Raw genomic sequence first — 18,018 nt, forward strand, 5'->3', positions numbered from 1 at the left:
TTAATTTCTGCTTAGCGTTTGCAAAAGCGGCGGTCTTTAAATCAGGTTAGCCTTTAAATAAGCCTCTAAATCATCAAATACGATAATTTATTCAGTACGTTTTTGCTTATCAGCGCTTTGGTCGCTAGTTTCTATTCTATTTTCTTGGTTTTCAATAACAGACGCTTCAGCATTTTTATCCTCCTTGGTCTGATATTGATACCAATTACCCATGACGCCTGCCAGCTCATCAAGACCTTCTTTTCTTAATGCGGAAAACAACTGTATCGTGCAGTCTAAACCCAACTGCTTAAGTCTTTTACGGGTATTAAGCAGGGCAGTTTTAGATGCGCCATATTTAAGCTTATCGGCTTTAGTCAGTAAGATATGCACCGGCAGCTCGCCATCTTTTGCCCAATGCAGCATTTGCTCATCAAAGAATTTAAGCGGATGACGGATATCGGTCATCAGTACCAAACCTGCCAGGCTTGAGCGCGATACCAGATATTCTTCCAGCTCAACTTGCCATTCTTTTTTCATCTCAAGTGGCACCGCCGCGTAACCATAACCCGGCAAATCAACCAAACGCGTATCGGTATCGCCGATACTAAAAAAGTTAATCATCTGCGTACGCCCAGGCGTTTTAGACGAACGTGCCAGTTGGCGCTGATTGGTTAGGGCGTTGATAGCGGACGATTTTCCCGCGTTCGAGCGACCAGCAAACGCTACTTCGAGCCCAACATCGGGCGGACAAAGACGAAAAGTCGGCGCGGACGTCATAAATTCAGTTTGCTGAATGCGCTGACGGGCTTTGGTATTAAAATCCGCATGTTCGGCGGCGACATCTTTAAACGGGGTACTCATAAATGACTCATTAACCTTAAAAAATTAGATACAGTAGTGAAAAGTTTGTGAATAAAATAGGGCAGTAAGCAAAGCCAAAAATAGGTGAGCGGCAAAAGTAGGCCGTTAATAACATGAGCCTTTTAGGATAACGCCTATTCTATACTATTATAGCGCTTAGTTATTGAAATAACGGCAATTACCCTCATAATAATCACAACATAACCGTAAATAAAAACGCGTCTGAACCCTGACTTTTATTCCAATAAACATCGTTAACAAAGCTAAACCATATTTATATATATTAATATGACATATATTGTTACAATCTTTAGTCAGATAAAGTGAATGACCATTGCACGATAAACGCTTAATAAAATCATGGATTAAGCGCATAAAAAAGATATGAGGTGTCTTATGTTTTCAATCACCGACATTTTTGCCAAAAGCTATCGTCTTCTAGTCGCCAGCGGTGCAGCCCTAATCATTGGCACGGCGACGATAAGTAGTGCGGGCGCTGCTGACATTGCCACGTCCTATAATAACTCATGTGCGGCCTGTCACGATAGTGGCGCCCTTAATGCGATTAAAAAAGGCGATAGTGCCAAATGGCAACAGCTTATCAAACAAAAAGGTATGCCAGCGCTGGTTAAGTCTGTCAAAAATGGCATGATTCAAATGCCAGCGGGTGGCTTGTGCCAAAACTGTAGTGATGACGATTATCGCAAGCTTATCGAGTATATGAGCAAGTAGTAATTGGCTAATAAGTAGTAAGTAGTGTTGTACGGCTAAATAAATGTAATGATAAATGATACGAGGCGCAGGGTGAGTAAACCTATTGCGCTTTTTGTTTTTTTATTAAGCGAATAAATGTCGAACCGCCAGAAAAAATAACCAATGCTACGATTAAGTAGGCAAATAGTAAAAAGTCTTGCTATAATAATCCAAAATAAACCCTGATATTAGTAAGTACTTTCGGGCTGCTTGTGATAAAGACCGCATAATACATAGCGTAGCTGATTAGATGCTATGTTTGTAGTGGGTGCGGCTTTTGATAATGCAATCACTCTAAATAATGCTTACGTCGAGTTAGTAGGATTTGTATCAATGAAAAAGTTAATCGCTGCCGCCAGCTTATGTGTTGCAAGTTTCAGCGTACAAGCTGCTATTATTGTTCCTGAACATGACGTCAATGCAGGTAAGCAAATTGCAGAAACCGTTTGTGCGGCTTGTCATGGTGTTGATGGTGTCAGTCCTGTGCCAGCACAGCCAAATCTTGGCGGTCAAAACGTGAAGTACTTATATAAGCAATTGGTCGATTTTAAATCAGGCTACCGTAAAAACGGTATCATGCAATCACAAGTTGCCAATTTGTCTCAGCAAGATTTGGCCAACGTTTCAGGCTATTATGCCAGCCAAAAACCTTGGGGTGTTGCATTCGGTAATCCTGCGACCACGCAAGAAGCAACTAAGCTGTTTTTAGGTGGTGACAAATCCCGTGGTGTTATCGGTTGTGCAGGCTGTCATGGTCCAGATGCTGCGGGTAACGTTTGGGCTGCATTTCCGCGTTTAGGCGGACAGCATGCTGAATATATTGCCACTCAGCTAAAGCTTTTCCGTGCTGCCGGACGCGTTGATGATATCGATAGCGATGAGCAAAAACGTGTTAACGATGCAGAAAAAGAAGGCGAGATGGGTATGATGCAGATGGTTGCTGCCAAACTATCTGATCGTGATATTCGTATCTTGTCAGACTATGTGAGCGCGATTCACTAATCTGCTACCTATATAGCGGCTCGCACCTTGACGAGCTTAGTGAGATTATATAATAAGTGAAGCAATTTGCTGCCGCCGTTATGATTTAGCTCTTAAACCCCGATTTCGGGGTTTTTTTATAACTATTAGTCCTTATATAATTTGCGTAAGCTTTGCTAACCCTTATAAGAATTAAGCGGCTGTTATATGACGCTATCATAGAAAATATAGATGTTTATCAGTACTTTATAGCCTTAACTATTATTCACTTTGAATCGCTTGGATTTAGATTATGATGATTCGCTATGCTTCTTACTTTATCGCCGCGCTGCTACCGTTATTATTATTTCGCTGGTTTGCACCCGCATCCATAGGCGAGATTGATTTTTGGTTGCTATGGCTTGTGGCGATGGTACTGGTCTCTCTGCCCGTCGTTTATGCGGAAATTGCTTTGGCCTATCGTAGCGCTGAAGCACCGTTGGCAGGTATGCAAAAGCTTACGCGCGAAGCGGATGCCAGCACTCTATGGCGCAGTTTTGGCTGGCTCGCAGCATTGGTTTCTATACTGATTGCTGCGCTTGTCATATCAGGGGCAAGCCAAGGTATTTTAGCCGCTTTGGCGGAGCTCAATAGCGCACCTAATGTGCCAAGCTTTGCTATTGCGGCAGGATTAATGGTCATTGCCGTCTTATTAAGCTTACTCGGCGTGGCGCCGTTACCAATTGGCTTGGGTTTAATGCTGGTTGGTCTGTTATTGGGTGTTGCCAACGGCTTGCCAAATATCGCTTTTGCTATGACCGATGTCAGCTTAAGTGAATGGGCACGAGCAGTGGCTTTGGCGTTAGTGAGCGTCGGTGCGGGTACAGGTTTATACTGGTTTGGTCAAAACTTAATTAGCAAGCAAACGGTCACGGCGGTAGGGACTGATAATCACAATGCGCAAAAAACCTCTCATAATAATGTCGCACAAGTATATCGAGCAACCAAGCTGGTGTTACCAATTTGGATATTACAGCTAGTGGTTGGCGTGGTCGCTTTATTTATCAGCGGCATGGCGCTACCACCGATTGGGCAGTTACTTTATTGGGTCGGGGTGCTGTTTGTGGTCAGCTATTTGCTCCATTATAGTACGCAGCAATTGGCGCACAGATTTGGTTTGCTAGTCAGCGTGGTATTAACGTTTGTGCTAGCGCTATTGTTAGTCGTCGCCATACCGACCAATTGGCTCGTCGGCATTTTGGTGATTATCAGTAGTATCGCCGTGCTGTTATTGTCGGTTTTTGCTGGTTGGCAGATGAAAATCAGCCATTTACGTAAGTCTTTAAACTTTGGCAATGAAGCTTTTTATAACTTGTGGCGGGTGGCGATACGCCTTATTGTGCCGCTAGCGTTACTATTAGCGTTAATCGGTTGGGTGATGCAGTGGTTAAGCTAATGACCGCTGCTAATCATAGTGCAGCTGATAAAGATGAGGTTAACGTTAACCCAGCTCAGACTGATTTGATAACAGTATATCTGGCGTATGCAGAAGAGGCAGCACGCCAGCATTATCGCTCTATCCAAGTTAGGCGGGGCGCAACTTTGTATGAGGCATTAGCTCAGGCAGGTTGGCTAAAACAGTTTGAAGAGCTAGCAAGCTGGTGTGAACAGGTTGCCAATACGACAACGCCAACGGCTAAGCGTTGGCATGTGGGAGTATATGCGCAAAAGCAGCCGCTCAATTATATATTGCAGCCGTCTGATCGGGTAGAGGTATATCGCAGCTTAAGCGCTGATCCCATGTCTCAGCGCAAAAATAAATCTCGCGGTTAGTTTTTAGAAATTTCTATCAGACTTATGATGCAGGCAGGCTATCGATACCTTCAATGCGGGTCACTATACCGTTATCGTCGAAATAAACAATCAAATGCTGGCTGGCATTTTTGACATCGGCGATACCTTTACGGCGACCTTCTGTTCCGGCTTTATAGTCGTAAATGTAGTCCCAGCGTTTTGGCGCGAGCGTGTCTCTGATTGCTGGGCTACCAAGAATATAAAGCACCTGATTTTGATTCATACCTACTTGCACTTTTTGCGCTTGCGCTTGGGTAATGGCAGTGCCTTGGGGCAAGTCAATTTTATAGACACTCAGTAATGAGCAGCCAGACATAGCCACAGTGGCACTGAGCATAGTCGTCATGGTAATCTTGCGTAAGGCGTTTGTAGAGCTTAACGAACGAAAATTAAAGGTCTTTATCATGGTAAAATGACTCATAAAAAATGGGTTAGGCGCTGCTAAAAACCGATAATGGGGGTCTTGCAGGCAATCTTGCACAAATGATACGTCATTTACTTGCAATTGCCTACCACTTACGACATTATTTACCAAGCGCTACCTTACCGCTTTTATTATTTATATTTTAAATTCAAACACTTGGCAGCGATTTTTTGCAAAAAATGCTCTTCATAATCGCTCATTTTTTATGGTTTTTGTATTTTATCAGCACTTATTACTAACTATTGATGTTTATTTAACTCCTGTTTTTTGAATTCATTTGCTAAGACTTTCATAGTCAGAAGGGATATTATGGCTTCTTTTACCAATCAAGATTTACGTAAAGCGGGTTTAAAAGTAACGTTACCACGTATCAAAATTTTAGAGCTGCTTGAGAGTGCAGAGCTGCATCATATGAGTGCTGAAGAGGTATATAAAGCACTGATTGATCAAGGCGAAGATGTGGGGCTGGCAACCGTTTATCGCGTATTAACCCAGTTTGAGCAAGCGGGTATCGTTGAGCGCCACAACTTTGAAAACAATCTCTCAGTGTTTGAGATTACTCAAGAAGAGCATCATGACCATTTGGTTTGTGATGTCTGCGGCAAAATCGTCGAGTTCCATAACAAAACCATTGAAGAAGAGCAGACCAAAGTAGCGGCAGAGCATGGCTTTAAGCTATCTGGTCATTCTTTGGTGCTGTACGGTATTTGTGATAATCAAGCTTGTAGAGACAACGCTAAGTAAGCGTTTTAGAAATTGATTATCTGATATTGATAATTTATAGTCTATTACTGTCCAAGTATTAACTTAAACGCCAAAAAAAGCCCTCACATTTGATAAGGGCTTTTTTATGGGCAAATTTAACCAAATTGAGCTGGTTTAAGTAATATCTAACGATAAACTATCGGCGCCTTCATCTAAGTTGACGTTGCCATTTTTACCACTTAACTTAATCTTTAAGCGTAAATCGTTAGGGGAGTCGGCGTGCAGAATGGCTTCTTTATAAGTGATTTCACCATTTTCATATAAATCAAACAGCGCTTGGTCAAAGGTTTGCATGCCGCTATCACGTGAGCGCGTCATCACATCTTTGATTTCGTGCACCTCGCCTTTACGGATGTAGTCGCTGATCAGCTGTGAGTTTAATAAAATCTCAATAGCGGCGCGGCGTCCTTTACCATCAGGCGTTGGAATCAATTGCTGAGCGATAATAGCTTGCAAGTTTAATGATAAATCCATAAACAACTGATTATGGCGACTGGTTTCAAAAAAGTGAATGATACGGTCAATCGCTTGGTTGGCGTTATTGGCGTGTAAAGTTGCAAAGACCAAATGCCCCGTTTCAGCGTATTGAATCGCGTAGCTCATGACTTCGCGGTTACGAATCTCACCAATCAAAATTACATCAGGCGCTTGGCGCAAGGTGTTTTTGAGACCCGCTTCAAAAGAATGGGTGTCGATACCGACTTCGCGCTGGGTAATGATACAACCGCGGTGCTTATGTACAAACTCAATCGGATCTTCGATAGTAATAATATGACCGTGTGAATTCTGGTTACGATGTCCAATCATCGCCGCAAGCGTGGTTGATTTACCCGTACCTGTCGCGCCAACGAGTAAGATAATACCGCGCTTTTTCATGGCCAGCTCTTTTAGCGCTGGCGGCAGGCGCAGCTCTTCAACGGTGGGGATTTTGTTTTCGATTTTCCGTAAAATCATCCCTGCCATGTCGCGCTGAATAAAGGCACTTACCCGAAAGCGCGCTTGCTGTGCCTGATCTGAAATCGCAAATTGACACTCGTTGGTTTCGTCAAATTCTTTTTGCTGGCTTGGGGTCATCACCCCTTTGACCAATCTCATGGTTTGCTCAGCGGTTAACGGCGTTTTACCCACCGGCAAGATTTTGCCATTGATTTTCATGGACGGCGCGACATCAGCAGTAATAAAAAGGTCAGAGCCGTTTTTATTAATCATTAATTGTAAAAGCTTATCAATGTCCATAACGTACCTACATTTGGAATATATAGTTTAAAACTGCTGCAATAAACTTTTAAAGCGGGCAATAATAACCGTTAAAAATAACTAAAGCTGAGTAAAAGTTTTTGATCGTTTACCTATAACTTTAACAAAAATTTATGTTAAAACTTTTAATACTATGTAAACCCATACTAAATAAAGGCTTCAGGCTGCTTAGCATAAGGGCGAGCGACATCTTTACTGATTGTGCCTTTTGAAACCAAGTTTTTAAGCGTTTGATCAAGGGTAATCATGCCTTCACCTGCACCAGTTTGAATAGCAGAATACATCTGCGCGATTTTATTCTCACGTATTAAGTTACGAATCGCAGGCGTGCCTAGCATGATTTCATGGGCAGCAATACGTCCGCCGGTTTGCCGACGTAGTAGCGTTTGTGAGATGACCGCTTGTAGCGATTCTGAAAGCATCGCTCGAATCATATCTTTTTCGGCTGCAGGGAAGACGTCAATCACGCGGTCAATGGTTTTTGCGGCTGAGCTGGTGTGCAAGGTGCCAAAGACCAAATGCCCTGTTTCAGCGGCGGTCAATGCCAAGCGAATGGTCTCAAGGTCACGTAACTCACCAACCAGGATAACGTCTGGATCTTCACGTAGGGCAGAGCGCAATGCTGGCTCGAAACCTAAGGTATCGCGGTGGACTTCGCGTTGGTTAATCAAGCTCTTTTTAGACTCGTGGACAAATTCAATCGGGTCTTCAATGGTTAAAATATGCTCTTTACGGGTTTCATTGATATAATCGATCATGGCAGCAAGCGTGGTAGATTTCCCTGAACCCGTTGGACCTGTGACCAGTACCACACCGCGTTTAAAGTCAGATACTCGTTTAAAGACGTCACCCATACCTAAGTCTTCCATAGTAAGAACTTTAGAAGGAATGGTCCGAAAAACAGCGCCAGCGCCGCGGTTTTGATTAAAGGCGTTGACACGAAAACGTGCTAGATTTGGAATCTCAAAAGAGAAGTCGGTCTCAAAAAACTCTTCAAAGTCAGCGCGTTGCTTATCATTCATGATGTCATAAATAAGCTGATGCACCACTTGATGCGTCATTTCAGGCATATTAATACGGGTCATCTCACCATCGACACGAATCATCGCTGGCATACCGGCTGAAATATGTAAATCCGACGCTTTGTGCTTAACGGTAAAGCGCAATAAGTCTTCGATGTTTAAATGATGCTTTTCAGCCATAGTGAAATATCCCTATTGATAGACAAAAATGAGCCAAATAAGAATGAACAAAGAAACGCGTAGAAATTATGATACTTTACGATTCTATACCATTATTTAACTTAGCTTATTTAAAAGAGTTGTAGTCTTCGCTGTTACTATTGTTATATTTTTCAGTAGCATGAGTTAGACTATGTAACAATATAATAACAAGCCTGCTGCTATTTAACCATCTACTATATGAATAAAATGTAAAAATAATTCAAATATACTTTGTTTTGTTAATATAAGTTTATGTCTGTTTTTTATCAAAATTTTAACTGCTTAATTTCATAGCTCCTTCTATTTATAATTAATAAAATAATCACCTAATATTTCTGTGAGTTTTTTATGAACACTACCTCTACACCACAAACTAACGCTACGAGTTTAGCTGATAAAAAAAACAATGAAGATGATTTTGAGGCGGCAGAATTGATTGCAAATTGGCAGCAAGTAAGCGAGCAGGTGGCGCAAGCGTCTGTACAGGCGCAAAGGCAGAAAGACGAGATCACTTTATTAGCAGTGTCTAAAACCAAACCTGCTGAGATGATTGCGACGTTAGCGCGTCAAGGCCAACAAGATTTCGGTGAAAACTACTTGCAAGAGGCTATTGAGAAAATACAAGCTTTACGACAACAGGCAGACTGTGAACACATCGTTTGGCATTATATTGGCAGTATTCAGCGTAATAAAACCCGCGATATTGCTGAGCATTTTGATTGGGTGCAAACGCTTGAGCGTGAGATTATCGCCAAACGTTTAAACGAACAACGCCCAGCCGAGCTGCCAGCGCTTAATGTGTTGATACAAGTCAATATTGATAACGAGGACAGTAAGTCAGGATGTTTGCCAGCTGAGCTGTCAAACTTGATAAGCGCGATTAAAGATTACGAGCGCTTGCAATTGCGCGGGCTGATGATTATTCCCGCAAAAGCCAATACTGATGCTTTTGTTCGCATCAAGCAGTTATTTGATAGTATCAAGCGTGAACATCCAGAATTAAAGCAGTGGGATACGCTGAGTATGGGCATGAGTGATGATATGAGCGCCGCGATTGCCCATGGCTCGACCATGGTACGCGTCGGCTCGGCGATATTTGGTGTGCGTGGCTGATTTTGAGCTTGTCATTAATTGACTGTTAAACCATTAAGTGAATACTAAATCAAGTTATAAGATATTAAATTTGAACCGCTCTTTTTACTTAACCGCTTCTTCAAGCTTAGTGACGAGTAGCTGGGTGATTTTTAGGTTATCAGTCGCAATAATCTCAAAACGATAATTGGCGTATTCGATGGTATCGGTTTTTTTAGGGATTTTGCGCAGCATATACATCATAAAGCCGCTAATGGTTTCATAGTTTTGACTGCGCGGTAAATTAACGATATCGAGCGCGCGAACCACATCTTCAATAGGTGTCATGCCATCGATAAGCCAAGAATTATCGGTACGTTGCACGATAGGCTGCTCCTCAACTGTGACCAGCTCTCCCATGACAATACTCATTACATCACGCAGGGTAATGACACCAACCACCAAGCCATATTCATTGACGATAACGGCAAAGTCGGCGCCGGTCGATTTAAACATCTCTAAGACTTCAAACAAAGACAAGGTATCAGGTACAAATAATGCCGGTTTTAATAGCGCTTTATCGGTTAGGCTAACTTCTTGCTGATTGAGCACCAGAGCTAGAAAGCTGCGCGACTCTACATAGCCGATAATCTGCTCTAAATCATCTTCCTCACAGACCAAAAACTTATTATGTGGCTGGGCAATCATTACCTCAACCACTTCTTCGGTGCTGGTTTTGCTATCAAAATAGACGATATGCTCACGCGGATTCATGACTGAGGTGACGGTACGCTCTTGCATCTCAAAGATATTTTCAATCAGATGATGTTCTTGTTTTTTGATTACCCCAGCTTCCGCGCCCGCGTCCATCACCGCATATATGTCTTCTGGCGTCATATCATCTTGGCGTGTGGTTGAGATACCAAAAAACTCAAAAATGAGGTTTGCTGCGCCATCAAAGATCCAAATAACGGGCTTAAAAATAAATGTCAGCGCCATCATAGGGCGTACCAGCCGCACCGCAAAAACTTCTGCATTAGACATCGCCAAACGTCTGGGCATCAAATCGGCAAGTAGGGAAAATAAGCTGGTAATCACGACAAATGAGATAACCGATGACACCGCTTCATTCTTAACCAACAGCTGTAAATACGGGCTAATCGCCGACTCACCAACCGCACCTGCTGAAATGGCGACGGCATTAAGCACGACTTGCACTACCGTAATAAATCCACCAGGATTCTCTTGCATATGCAGCACATCAAGGGCGCGGACTTCGCCTTCTTTTGCCATGATTTGCAGCTTAATCTTGCGACCAGCAGCGATAGCAATTTCTGCCCCAGAAACAAAGGCACTTAAAGCCAGTAATAATAAAAGAAAGATACTAGCGGTTAGCAAACTCATGACGGACTCGGATAACGATAGGTAGGGTAGTTAAATTGAAAGTAATAGTTGAAATAAAGAAAAGTAGAGAACTGGGTTTAATTATTTATTCAAAGAGTTTTATATGAAGAAAAATTTATCAATAAAAACTAAAAAAGCTGGGTAAGTACCCAGCTTATTATAAAACATTCTAATTATATTATATCAAATTATATAGAAACGTAAAGTTATTCAACCTTTTAGCCTTTATCTAAAGGGTAGTATATTCAGACTACAGAGACATCTAAAAGGTTGAAATAGCAACTTTAGTCGTTGACGCTTAGCCTTTTATCGACCATTTATTGACTAAAGGAAAACGGCGCTCACGGCCAAAGGCTTTATGGCTGATTTTAGTCCCAATCGGCGCTTGAGCACGTTTGAATTCGCTATTATCAACCATTTTAATCACCTTAGCGACTAAATCGGCATCAAATCCTTTATCGACAATATCTTGATAGCCCATATCTTCGTCGATATATGACATCAAAATACCATCTAGCACGTCATAGTCTGGCAAGCTGTCTTGGTCTTCTTGATCAGGACGTAGCTCAGCCGATGGCGGACGTATAATCACGCGCTCAGGAATAACTGGCGTGTCCTCTAAACGGTTGCGGTAGCTGGCAAGCTTATAAACTTGCGTTTTATAAACGTCTTTTAGTACGTCAAAACCACCTGCCATATCACCGTATAACGTTGAATAACCAACTGCTAGCTCTGATTTATTACCCGTAGTGATGACTAAATGCCCAAATTTATTAGACAAGGCCATTAGTACCACGCCGCGAGCGCGCGCTTGGATATTTTCTTCGGTGGTATCAGCAGGCGATTTGTTAAATAACGGCGCCAAGGTATGGCGGATACCTTCAACAGCATCAAAAATCGGGCAAACCGTATAAGAAACGTTTAAGCGGCGCGCTTGCGCTTGCGCGTCCTCTAAACTGATTTGAGAAGTATATTCGTACGGCATCATTACCGCATAAACTTTATCAGCGCCCAGCGCATCGACAGCGATACACAAGGTTAACGCAGAATCAATACCGCCCGACAAGCCAACGATAATACCAGTAAAACCCGAAAGATTGACATAATCACGCAAACCGACGACCAGCGCTTGATACATCTCTGACTCGCGGCTTAATGACAATGGCGCTTTTGTTTGCATATCGAATTTTGCGGTTTTTACGTTAAACGTCGTCAGCATAAGCTGATTCATAAAGCGCGACGCTTCATGAGCAACGCTGCCATCAGATTGGATGGCCATAGAGCCGCCGTCAAATACCAAATCATCCTGCCCGCCAACGGCATTAAGATAAATAATTGGCAGATTATTTTCGCGGCTACGTTTGGCGAGCATGGTTTTACGGTTGTCTTGTTTTTCAATCTCAAACGGTGAGGCGTTTAAGCTCACAATCAGGTCAGCGCCTTGTTTTTTAAGCTCGGCAATCGGACCTTTTTCCCACAAATCTTCGCAGATAAGTAGACCAATGGTGATGCCTTTATAGTCAAATAAGACTTGATTGCGACCTTTATCAAAATAACGGCGCTCATCAAATACGCCATAATTTGGTAAGATTTGCTTATGATAAAAGCCTTTTTGATGACCGTTATGCAAAATCGCCGCCGAGTTAAAGGTGCCATGATGATCGACATGCGGATAGCCCACAATCATCACGATATCATCGATATCACTCAAGCTAGATAGCGCGCTTTTGACACGGCCGGATAGGCTGGGACGTAGCAGCAAATCTTGCGGAGGATAGCCTAATAAAGCAAGCTCTGGGAAAATGATGACATCAGCGCCTTGCTCGCGGGCTTGTAGGGCAAGGGCGCGCATTTTTTCAGCATTGGCGGTGATATCGCCGACCAAAAAATGCGATTGCGCTAACGCAAAAGTAACGCTATCTTGCGATTTAGAGCCTGTATTGGCCTCATTTGACGAATTAAGGTTGGGATTATCAGTATCTTTGGTGGTGTCTTTTGACATTGTTATTGTTCCTATCAATAGGTTGTGTAAATGTATTGAATCTAGCTGGGTTTTAAATAAAACCAAAGCAAAATAGGTTATAAAAGTAACGCAAAATATAAGTATGCACTTATGCCCCCATATCAAGGCTCATCAATCGTGAGCCTATGCTGAGCGCGGCACTTGGATAGCCATTAATACAATGAATATCGGTATTACTAAAATATGCGGCGCTGCTCTAAATGGTAGTGCTTAAAACCGCTTAGAATAGGGCAATCAATAAAGGTTTTCAGAAATAGTGTTAAAAACGCTAGGGCTGATTTTGCTATAAACCAATAATAGCAAACCTGCTTAACAGCGTTTAAATGTGCAAATTAATCCCTTTAGTATAACATCAATTGTCTGCACAAATAGAACTGCACAGTGATTTAGCGCGCAAGTTGTCAGCGTAGAAGTCATTAAAAAGCAAATAAATAACTATTGTTTTAAAGCAATGATTCTAATAAGGTATTTTTGAAAGTACCTATTAATACTTAATAATATTGGTGCCGATAGCGTACAGGTAATTGTAAGTAAAGATTACAACATAGCCTTATTTATTTAGCGGGCTTTGAGGCATAATAAGCCGTTATTATGTTTGGCCTTGCTCTTCTAAATATAGAGAAATGGCAAGTTAAGAGCGATTTAATGAATCACAATTATTTTTTAGATTAATACTATTTTTGGTGGTGTTCTAAAAAGTATGCTGGCGATAGAAGTCAATAAGAAATCTATGCTCAGTTCTCTGATTCTATAGGGCTTTCAAGGCTTCAAAAACTGTTCAAGTTTTAATCAGCATACTTTTTGACACACCACCCTATTTTTTATAACCAAATAACATGTTTATAAAAGCGCGCTATGGTACGGTAGCGCTATTATTAGACTTATTTTTCGCAATGATTTCGCCTAATTCATGAAGCGAATATCTCGCAAAGCTTACAACGTAAAATTTATAACGCAACACACTCGCTAAGGAATATAAATGATGGACGCGGTCTGTGATTTTTATCCACCTATTTATAAACGTTACAGCAGCGCCAAATTGACTGCCTGCTGCCCGCTCTTGGTTTATACGCTATGATCGAAAACTGGACAAAAGAATTTATTATTCAGCGCTTATTGGCTATTACTCTGCTGGTGGTGCTGATTGTATTGTGTTTTCAAGTCGTACAGTTTTTTATTGTACCGGCACTGTGGGCAGCGATTTTGGCGTACGTCACCTTTCCTATTTATAATTTTTTTCATCAGCGCGTTCGCTTTAGCTCAAACTTTAGCGCCGCCATTATGACGGTCAGCATCACATTGATGATAGGTCTGCCGCTCGTTGCTGGTGTCTTTATCTTGCAGCAAGAAGCCTTAAGCCTGATTAGCAACTTAATTTATCGCATCAAGGTTGGCTATTTGGATGTGCCAGACTCTATCAAGGACTTACCCGTCATCGGACAGCAAGTTAAAGATGTGTTGTGGAGAATTAATAAAAACCCAGAAGGCACGCTAGAGGCTTTTCGCCTGTGGGTGCAGTCGCATCTATATTATGGCAAAGTCGCGTTCGATGTCGTTTTCAGTGGTCTTGCCAAAATGGGGATGGCACTGATGACGCTGTTTTTCTTTTATCGCGATGGCACCAGTTTGGTACGTCAAATCCGCCAAGCCTTACGCAATATCATTGGTAATCGCATCGATGGTTATATTGATTCGGTCGGTACGACCACGCGCGCGGTAGTGTATGGCATTGGTTTGACCGCATTGGCTCAGGCTTTGCTCGCTGGTATTGGTTATTATTTCGCTGGTGCACCAAGTCCTATTCTACTGACCATTGTTACTTTTATTATCGCTTTAATTCCCTTTGGTACGCCATTTGTTTGGGGCGGGGTGTCTATTTGGTTATTAAGCCAAGGTCATACTGTAGAAGGGATTGGCTTGGCGCTTTGGGGCATATTGGTTATCAGCTGGGTTGATAATCTTATTCGTCCTATCGTCATCAGCGGCGCGACCAAAATTCCTTTTATTATTATTTTTATCGGGGTGTTGGGTGGTCTGACGGCGTTTGGTTTTGTCGGCTTGTTTATCGGTCCTGTGGTATTGGCAATCGGCCTTGCAGTATGGCGTGAGTGGATATCGCAGCATAAGAATGATTTATTTGCGCAGCACGAAGATATGCTCGCTGACGCCCAGCTGCAACCTAAAGTTAAGGCACAAAATGAAGACGAAAATATTATTTCTACGGATTAGGGCGTGTGCTTAATTTAAACAGCAATTTAAAAACAGATGAAATGAACCTATAAAAAATACACCTTGCTAATCCAACAATCATTGATAATAAACCTTTAGAGATAGGGATAATTAAAAATGCCACATGCGAGCGCTGCAAATAATGAACATATGCGTCCTCTAACTATCATTGCTGATAGCAATATCGCTAGCCTTGATGAGTTTTTTAATGCGTCGACGCTTGGGCAACATAATAAACGACCAGTAAATATTATTAGCGTTGCTGGGCGCGCTATCAATGCCCAGTTGCTCGCAGAGTATCAGCCTGACGTACTGTTGATACGCTCGGTTACGCCAGTTAGCGAGCCGCTATTGGCAAACAATAATAGCGTTCAATTTGTTGGTTCGGCGACGATTGGTACTGACCATGTCGATCAAACCTATTTGGCAGCGCGCAATATTACCTTTGCCAATGCCGCAGGCTGCAGTAAGCATTCGGTTGCGCAGTACGTATTGACCGCTATCTTAAATTTACGTCCACAATATTGGCAGCAATCGACGCCGCCCGTGACCTTGGGCATTATCGGACTGGGTAATATTGGTAGTACTCTTGTGGAGTACGCTCATGATTTAGGCTGGCAAGTATTGGGTTACGATCCGCTACTGCCTGCATCGACCATAAATAACGCCAGCCTTGAGCAAGTATTGAGCCAAAGTCATGTGATTAGCTTGCACGTGCCGTTGACCGATAAAAAACATGCCACTAATCCTACTGGTAGCGACTATCCAACTCGTCATTTAATTGATAAAGAAGCATTAGCTGCGATGCCAGCAGATACTTTGTTGATTAATAGCGCGCGTGGGCCGGTCATTAATGCCGATGATTTGCAGGCAGATATTGCCCGTACCGATCGCCAAGTGGTACTCGATGTATTTGAGCATGAGCCTGAGATAGCAGCAAATTTATTATCTAAACTTGCGATTGCCACTCCTCATATTGCTGGCTACACGTTAGAAGGTAAGCTACGCGGTACGCAAATGATTTATGATGCGCTTTGTGAAAAATTAACAGTGGCTCCTGGGCAAACCATGCATCAATTACTGCCGCTCAATATGTTTTTATGGTCTGAGCTAAAGGAGCATCCAGATAGATTGGTGAAGTTTTATGACATCATGGCAGATGATGCGGCACTGCGAGATAAATTAACAGATGGACAAATACATGGTGCAGATTTTGATCAATTGCGCCGAGATTATCATTTACGCCGCGAATGGCAGTTTTAAAAGACAACCAGCTTTAAAGATTAAAACTCCATTTCAAAGCCTATTTTAATTATTTGATTTTTTATTCGAAAACTACAGTAGAGAGTAATGACCCAAGCAAATAATCTTTCCTCTAAACCCAGTTATGCGCCAACCATGACGCTATCAATGGCACAAAAGCGGGCGCAATTTATCAATGCTATTCGGCAGTTTTTTGCCGCGCGTCAGGTGCTCGAGGTACAGACGCCATTGCTCTCACAAGCGGGTAATACCGATACCTTTTTGCAGTCGGTAGCGGCGCAGGTCACGTATCAAGACAAACCTTGTACCTATCATCTGCATACGTCGCCTGAGTTTGCCATGAAGCGCCTACTTGCCAGCTGGCAAATGCCCATTTACCAGATTTGTCCGGTATTTCGTGATAACGAGATAGGCGTGCGCCACAATATTGAATTTACTATGCTTGAGTGGTATCAGCCGAACTATAGCCTAGAGGATATGGGCGCTGAATTGGGCGAGCTATTGGAGGCGCTTTACGGTTATCCGATGGTGCTAAGTCATTATCGTTACGTCGATGCTTTTATGGATTTTGTGGGTATCCATCCGTTAACGGCGAGTCTTGCCGCGCTACAAGCGGTGGCAGAAGACAAAGGTTTAACAGGGTTTGATTTTAATAGTGCAGAAAATGGTGCCAGCAATAGTGACGAAGATATTCGCCAAAGTTGGTTAGATTTATTGTTTAGTCATGCCGTCGAGCCAAATTTGGGGCACGATTTGCCGACATTGATTATAGAATATCCGCCTGCGACGGCAGCATTGGCAAAGACAGCTATCGATAAAGATGGTAATACAGTCGCCAAGCGCTTTGAGCTGTATATTAATGGCATTGAGATTGCCAATGCTTACGATGAGCTAGCAGACGGGCAGGCGTTAAGAGCGCGCTTTGAGCGTGATAATCAATTGCGCAAGCGGCATAATCTGCCGCAAATGCCAATCGATGAGCATTTATTAGCAGCATCTGATGATTTGATACCTTGTAGCGGTATCGCCGTCGGTATTGATAGGTTGCTGATGGTCATCACAGGTGCCAGCAGCTTAGAAGACGTCATTCCATTTCCAAGTGGCCTAGCTTAGTTGTTTTTTAATACCGTTTAACGTAACCGTTAATTTTTAAATAATTCATAATAAAAGACGCATAAACCAGATAGTTTATGCGCCTTTTTATTTCTGTGTTTTTAATAATGCTTCAAAGCTACATATTATTTATTATAGCTTTTATTTACTAAAGTTTAGCCAGCGCTGCATCGATAGCAGTCTCACCATTATGCATACTAAAGACTTTTTTAATCGTATTATCAGCACTAAGTACCGCTGCTAACGTCGTAGCCACATCTTCGACAGCGTTTTCGCCCGCATTGTCATCGTTAATAATGATTTTACCCGTACCAGCGCGTTCTTTTAGCGCACCTGCTTGCACAATGGTGTAATCAAGCGTGCTATTTTTAACCAACCACTGATCGGCGTAATGCTTACAGATATAGTATTCTTTTAAATCGGCAATACCAGGCTGATTCCATTTGCTAGTATCTAAAGAAAATACCGTGCTTAGCATGATATAACGTTTGATACCTTTATCTTGAACCGCTTGCATCGTCTTGACCGCACCATGCAAGTCGACTTCTAAGACATCTTTCCCACCAGAACCAGCAACAAAATAAACCGCATCGATATCTTGCTCAATTTGCTGTTGAATGGCGTCTCTCTCAGCAGTAATATCTAAATCTAACTGACTATAATTGTCATCACTAAATAATTTTTCATCTTGACGGGTCGTGCCAATTACTTGATGGTTGTCCGCTAATAGCTGTTTAACCAAATCTGTACCCACTCTACCGCTAGCGCCAATTACTAATATTTTCATTATCATTCCTATTGTTATATGAATTTTATATGCGTTATCTTTATTTAAT

At 42.3% G+C, this 18,018-nt stretch carries 16 protein-coding genes; 9 read left to right on the forward strand and 7 right to left on the reverse strand.

The features are described from left to right. Positions 1 to 87: 87 nt before the first annotated feature. Positions 88 to 843 (reverse strand): ribosome biogenesis GTP-binding protein YihA/YsxC, encoded by a 756-nt coding sequence (yihA, locus tag IQ457_RS06530; protein ID WP_242465374.1) that lies wholly within the window; start codon positions 841 to 843, stop codon positions 88 to 90. A gap of 396 nt (positions 844 to 1,239) precedes the next feature. On the opposite strand from yihA, the gene IQ457_RS06535 reads away from it, so the two are divergent. The 4 genes from IQ457_RS06535 (at position 1,240) to IQ457_RS06550 (ending at position 4,389) form a co-directional block, all read left to right on the forward strand. Beyond that, on the forward strand, positions 1,240 to 1,575 hold the full coding sequence (locus tag IQ457_RS06535; RefSeq protein WP_200662534.1) for a c-type cytochrome: 336 nt from the start codon (positions 1,240 to 1,242) through the stop codon (positions 1,573 to 1,575). A 354-nt stretch (positions 1,576 to 1,929) separates the two neighbouring features. After that, complete coding sequence (locus tag IQ457_RS06540; RefSeq protein WP_200662535.1) at positions 1,930 to 2,598, forward strand: c-type cytochrome; 669 nt, start codon at positions 1,930 to 1,932, stop codon at positions 2,596 to 2,598. A gap of 271 nt (positions 2,599 to 2,869) precedes the next feature. Beyond that, on the forward strand, positions 2,870 to 4,012 hold the full coding sequence (locus tag IQ457_RS06545) for a hypothetical protein (protein ID WP_200662536.1): 1,143 nt from the start codon (positions 2,870 to 2,872) through the stop codon (positions 4,010 to 4,012). After that, positions 4,012 to 4,389: an RnfH family protein gene (locus IQ457_RS06550; protein WP_200662537.1), complete on the forward strand. Its 378-nt coding sequence runs from the start codon at positions 4,012 to 4,014 to the stop codon at positions 4,387 to 4,389. Before IQ457_RS06545 ends, IQ457_RS06550 begins: the two co-directional genes overlap by 1 nt. A gap of 22 nt (positions 4,390 to 4,411) precedes the next feature. Here IQ457_RS06550 and IQ457_RS06555 read toward each other — a convergent pair whose 3' ends face one another. Further along, entirely contained in the window at positions 4,412 to 4,831 is a 420-nt protein-coding gene (locus tag IQ457_RS06555; RefSeq protein ID WP_200662585.1) for an outer membrane protein assembly factor BamE, read from the reverse strand. Between the two features lie 312 nt (positions 4,832 to 5,143). Between IQ457_RS06555 and fur the strand changes: the two genes are divergently transcribed. Next, complete coding sequence (fur, locus tag IQ457_RS06560) at positions 5,144 to 5,578, forward strand: ferric iron uptake transcriptional regulator (RefSeq protein ID WP_068406404.1); 435 nt, start codon at positions 5,144 to 5,146, stop codon at positions 5,576 to 5,578. A gap of 135 nt (positions 5,579 to 5,713) precedes the next feature. Here fur and IQ457_RS06565 read toward each other — a convergent pair whose 3' ends face one another. Both IQ457_RS06565 and IQ457_RS06570 read right to left on the reverse strand, forming a co-directional pair. Next, positions 5,714 to 6,835 carry a PilT/PilU family type 4a pilus ATPase gene (locus tag IQ457_RS06565; RefSeq protein WP_200662538.1) on the reverse strand — a complete coding sequence of 374 codons (1,122 nt, stop codon included), beginning with the start codon at positions 6,833 to 6,835 and terminating at the stop codon, positions 5,714 to 5,716. A gap of 167 nt (positions 6,836 to 7,002) precedes the next feature. Continuing rightward, positions 7,003 to 8,058: a type IV pilus twitching motility protein PilT gene (locus tag IQ457_RS06570; RefSeq protein ID WP_200662539.1), complete on the reverse strand. Its 1,056-nt coding sequence runs from the start codon at positions 8,056 to 8,058 to the stop codon at positions 7,003 to 7,005. 369 nt (positions 8,059 to 8,427) lie between these two features. Here IQ457_RS06570 and IQ457_RS06575 point away from each other — a divergent pair, with 369 nt between their 5' ends. Further along, positions 8,428 to 9,192 (forward strand): YggS family pyridoxal phosphate-dependent enzyme, encoded by a 765-nt coding sequence (locus IQ457_RS06575; RefSeq protein ID WP_200662540.1) that lies wholly within the window; start codon positions 8,428 to 8,430, stop codon positions 9,190 to 9,192. Positions 9,193 to 9,276: 84 nt separating this feature from the next. Here the strand turns inward: IQ457_RS06575 and IQ457_RS06580 are convergent, their stop codons facing one another. Both IQ457_RS06580 and IQ457_RS06585 read right to left on the reverse strand, forming a co-directional pair. Further along, positions 9,277 to 10,554 carry a hemolysin family protein gene (locus IQ457_RS06580; protein ID WP_191691893.1) on the reverse strand — a complete coding sequence of 426 codons (1,278 nt, stop codon included), beginning with the start codon at positions 10,552 to 10,554 and terminating at the stop codon, positions 9,277 to 9,279. Between the two features lie 298 nt (positions 10,555 to 10,852). Further along, positions 10,853 to 12,556 carry an NAD+ synthase gene (locus IQ457_RS06585; RefSeq protein WP_200662541.1) on the reverse strand — a complete coding sequence of 568 codons (1,704 nt, stop codon included), beginning with the start codon at positions 12,554 to 12,556 and terminating at the stop codon, positions 10,853 to 10,855. A 1,095-nt stretch (positions 12,557 to 13,651) separates the two neighbouring features. Here IQ457_RS06585 and IQ457_RS06590 point away from each other — a divergent pair. The 3 genes from IQ457_RS06590 to epmA all read left to right on the forward strand — a co-directional run bounded on the left by IQ457_RS06590 (position 13,652) and on the right by epmA (position 17,182). Next, positions 13,652 to 14,806: an AI-2E family transporter gene (locus tag IQ457_RS06590; protein ID WP_242465375.1), complete on the forward strand. Its 1,155-nt coding sequence runs from the start codon at positions 13,652 to 13,654 to the stop codon at positions 14,804 to 14,806. A gap of 150 nt (positions 14,807 to 14,956) precedes the next feature. Next, a complete protein-coding gene (locus IQ457_RS06595) occupies positions 14,957 to 16,069 on the forward strand; it encodes a 4-phosphoerythronate dehydrogenase (protein WP_200662586.1) in 1,113 nt (370 codons plus the stop codon). Positions 16,070 to 16,156: 87 nt separating this feature from the next. Next, a complete protein-coding gene (gene epmA, locus IQ457_RS06600; RefSeq protein ID WP_200662542.1) occupies positions 16,157 to 17,182 on the forward strand; it encodes an EF-P lysine aminoacylase EpmA in 1,026 nt (341 codons plus the stop codon). A 148-nt stretch (positions 17,183 to 17,330) separates the two neighbouring features. Here the strand turns inward: epmA and IQ457_RS06605 are convergent, their stop codons facing one another. Further along, positions 17,331 to 17,969 (reverse strand): NAD(P)H-binding protein, encoded by a 639-nt coding sequence (locus tag IQ457_RS06605; protein ID WP_200662543.1) that lies wholly within the window; start codon positions 17,967 to 17,969, stop codon positions 17,331 to 17,333. Positions 17,970 to 18,018 lie beyond the last annotated feature (49 nt).

The organism is Psychrobacter sp. M9-54-1 (assembly GCF_016613355.1).
GTDB lineage: Bacteria > Pseudomonadota > Gammaproteobacteria > Pseudomonadales > Moraxellaceae > Psychrobacter > Psychrobacter faecalis.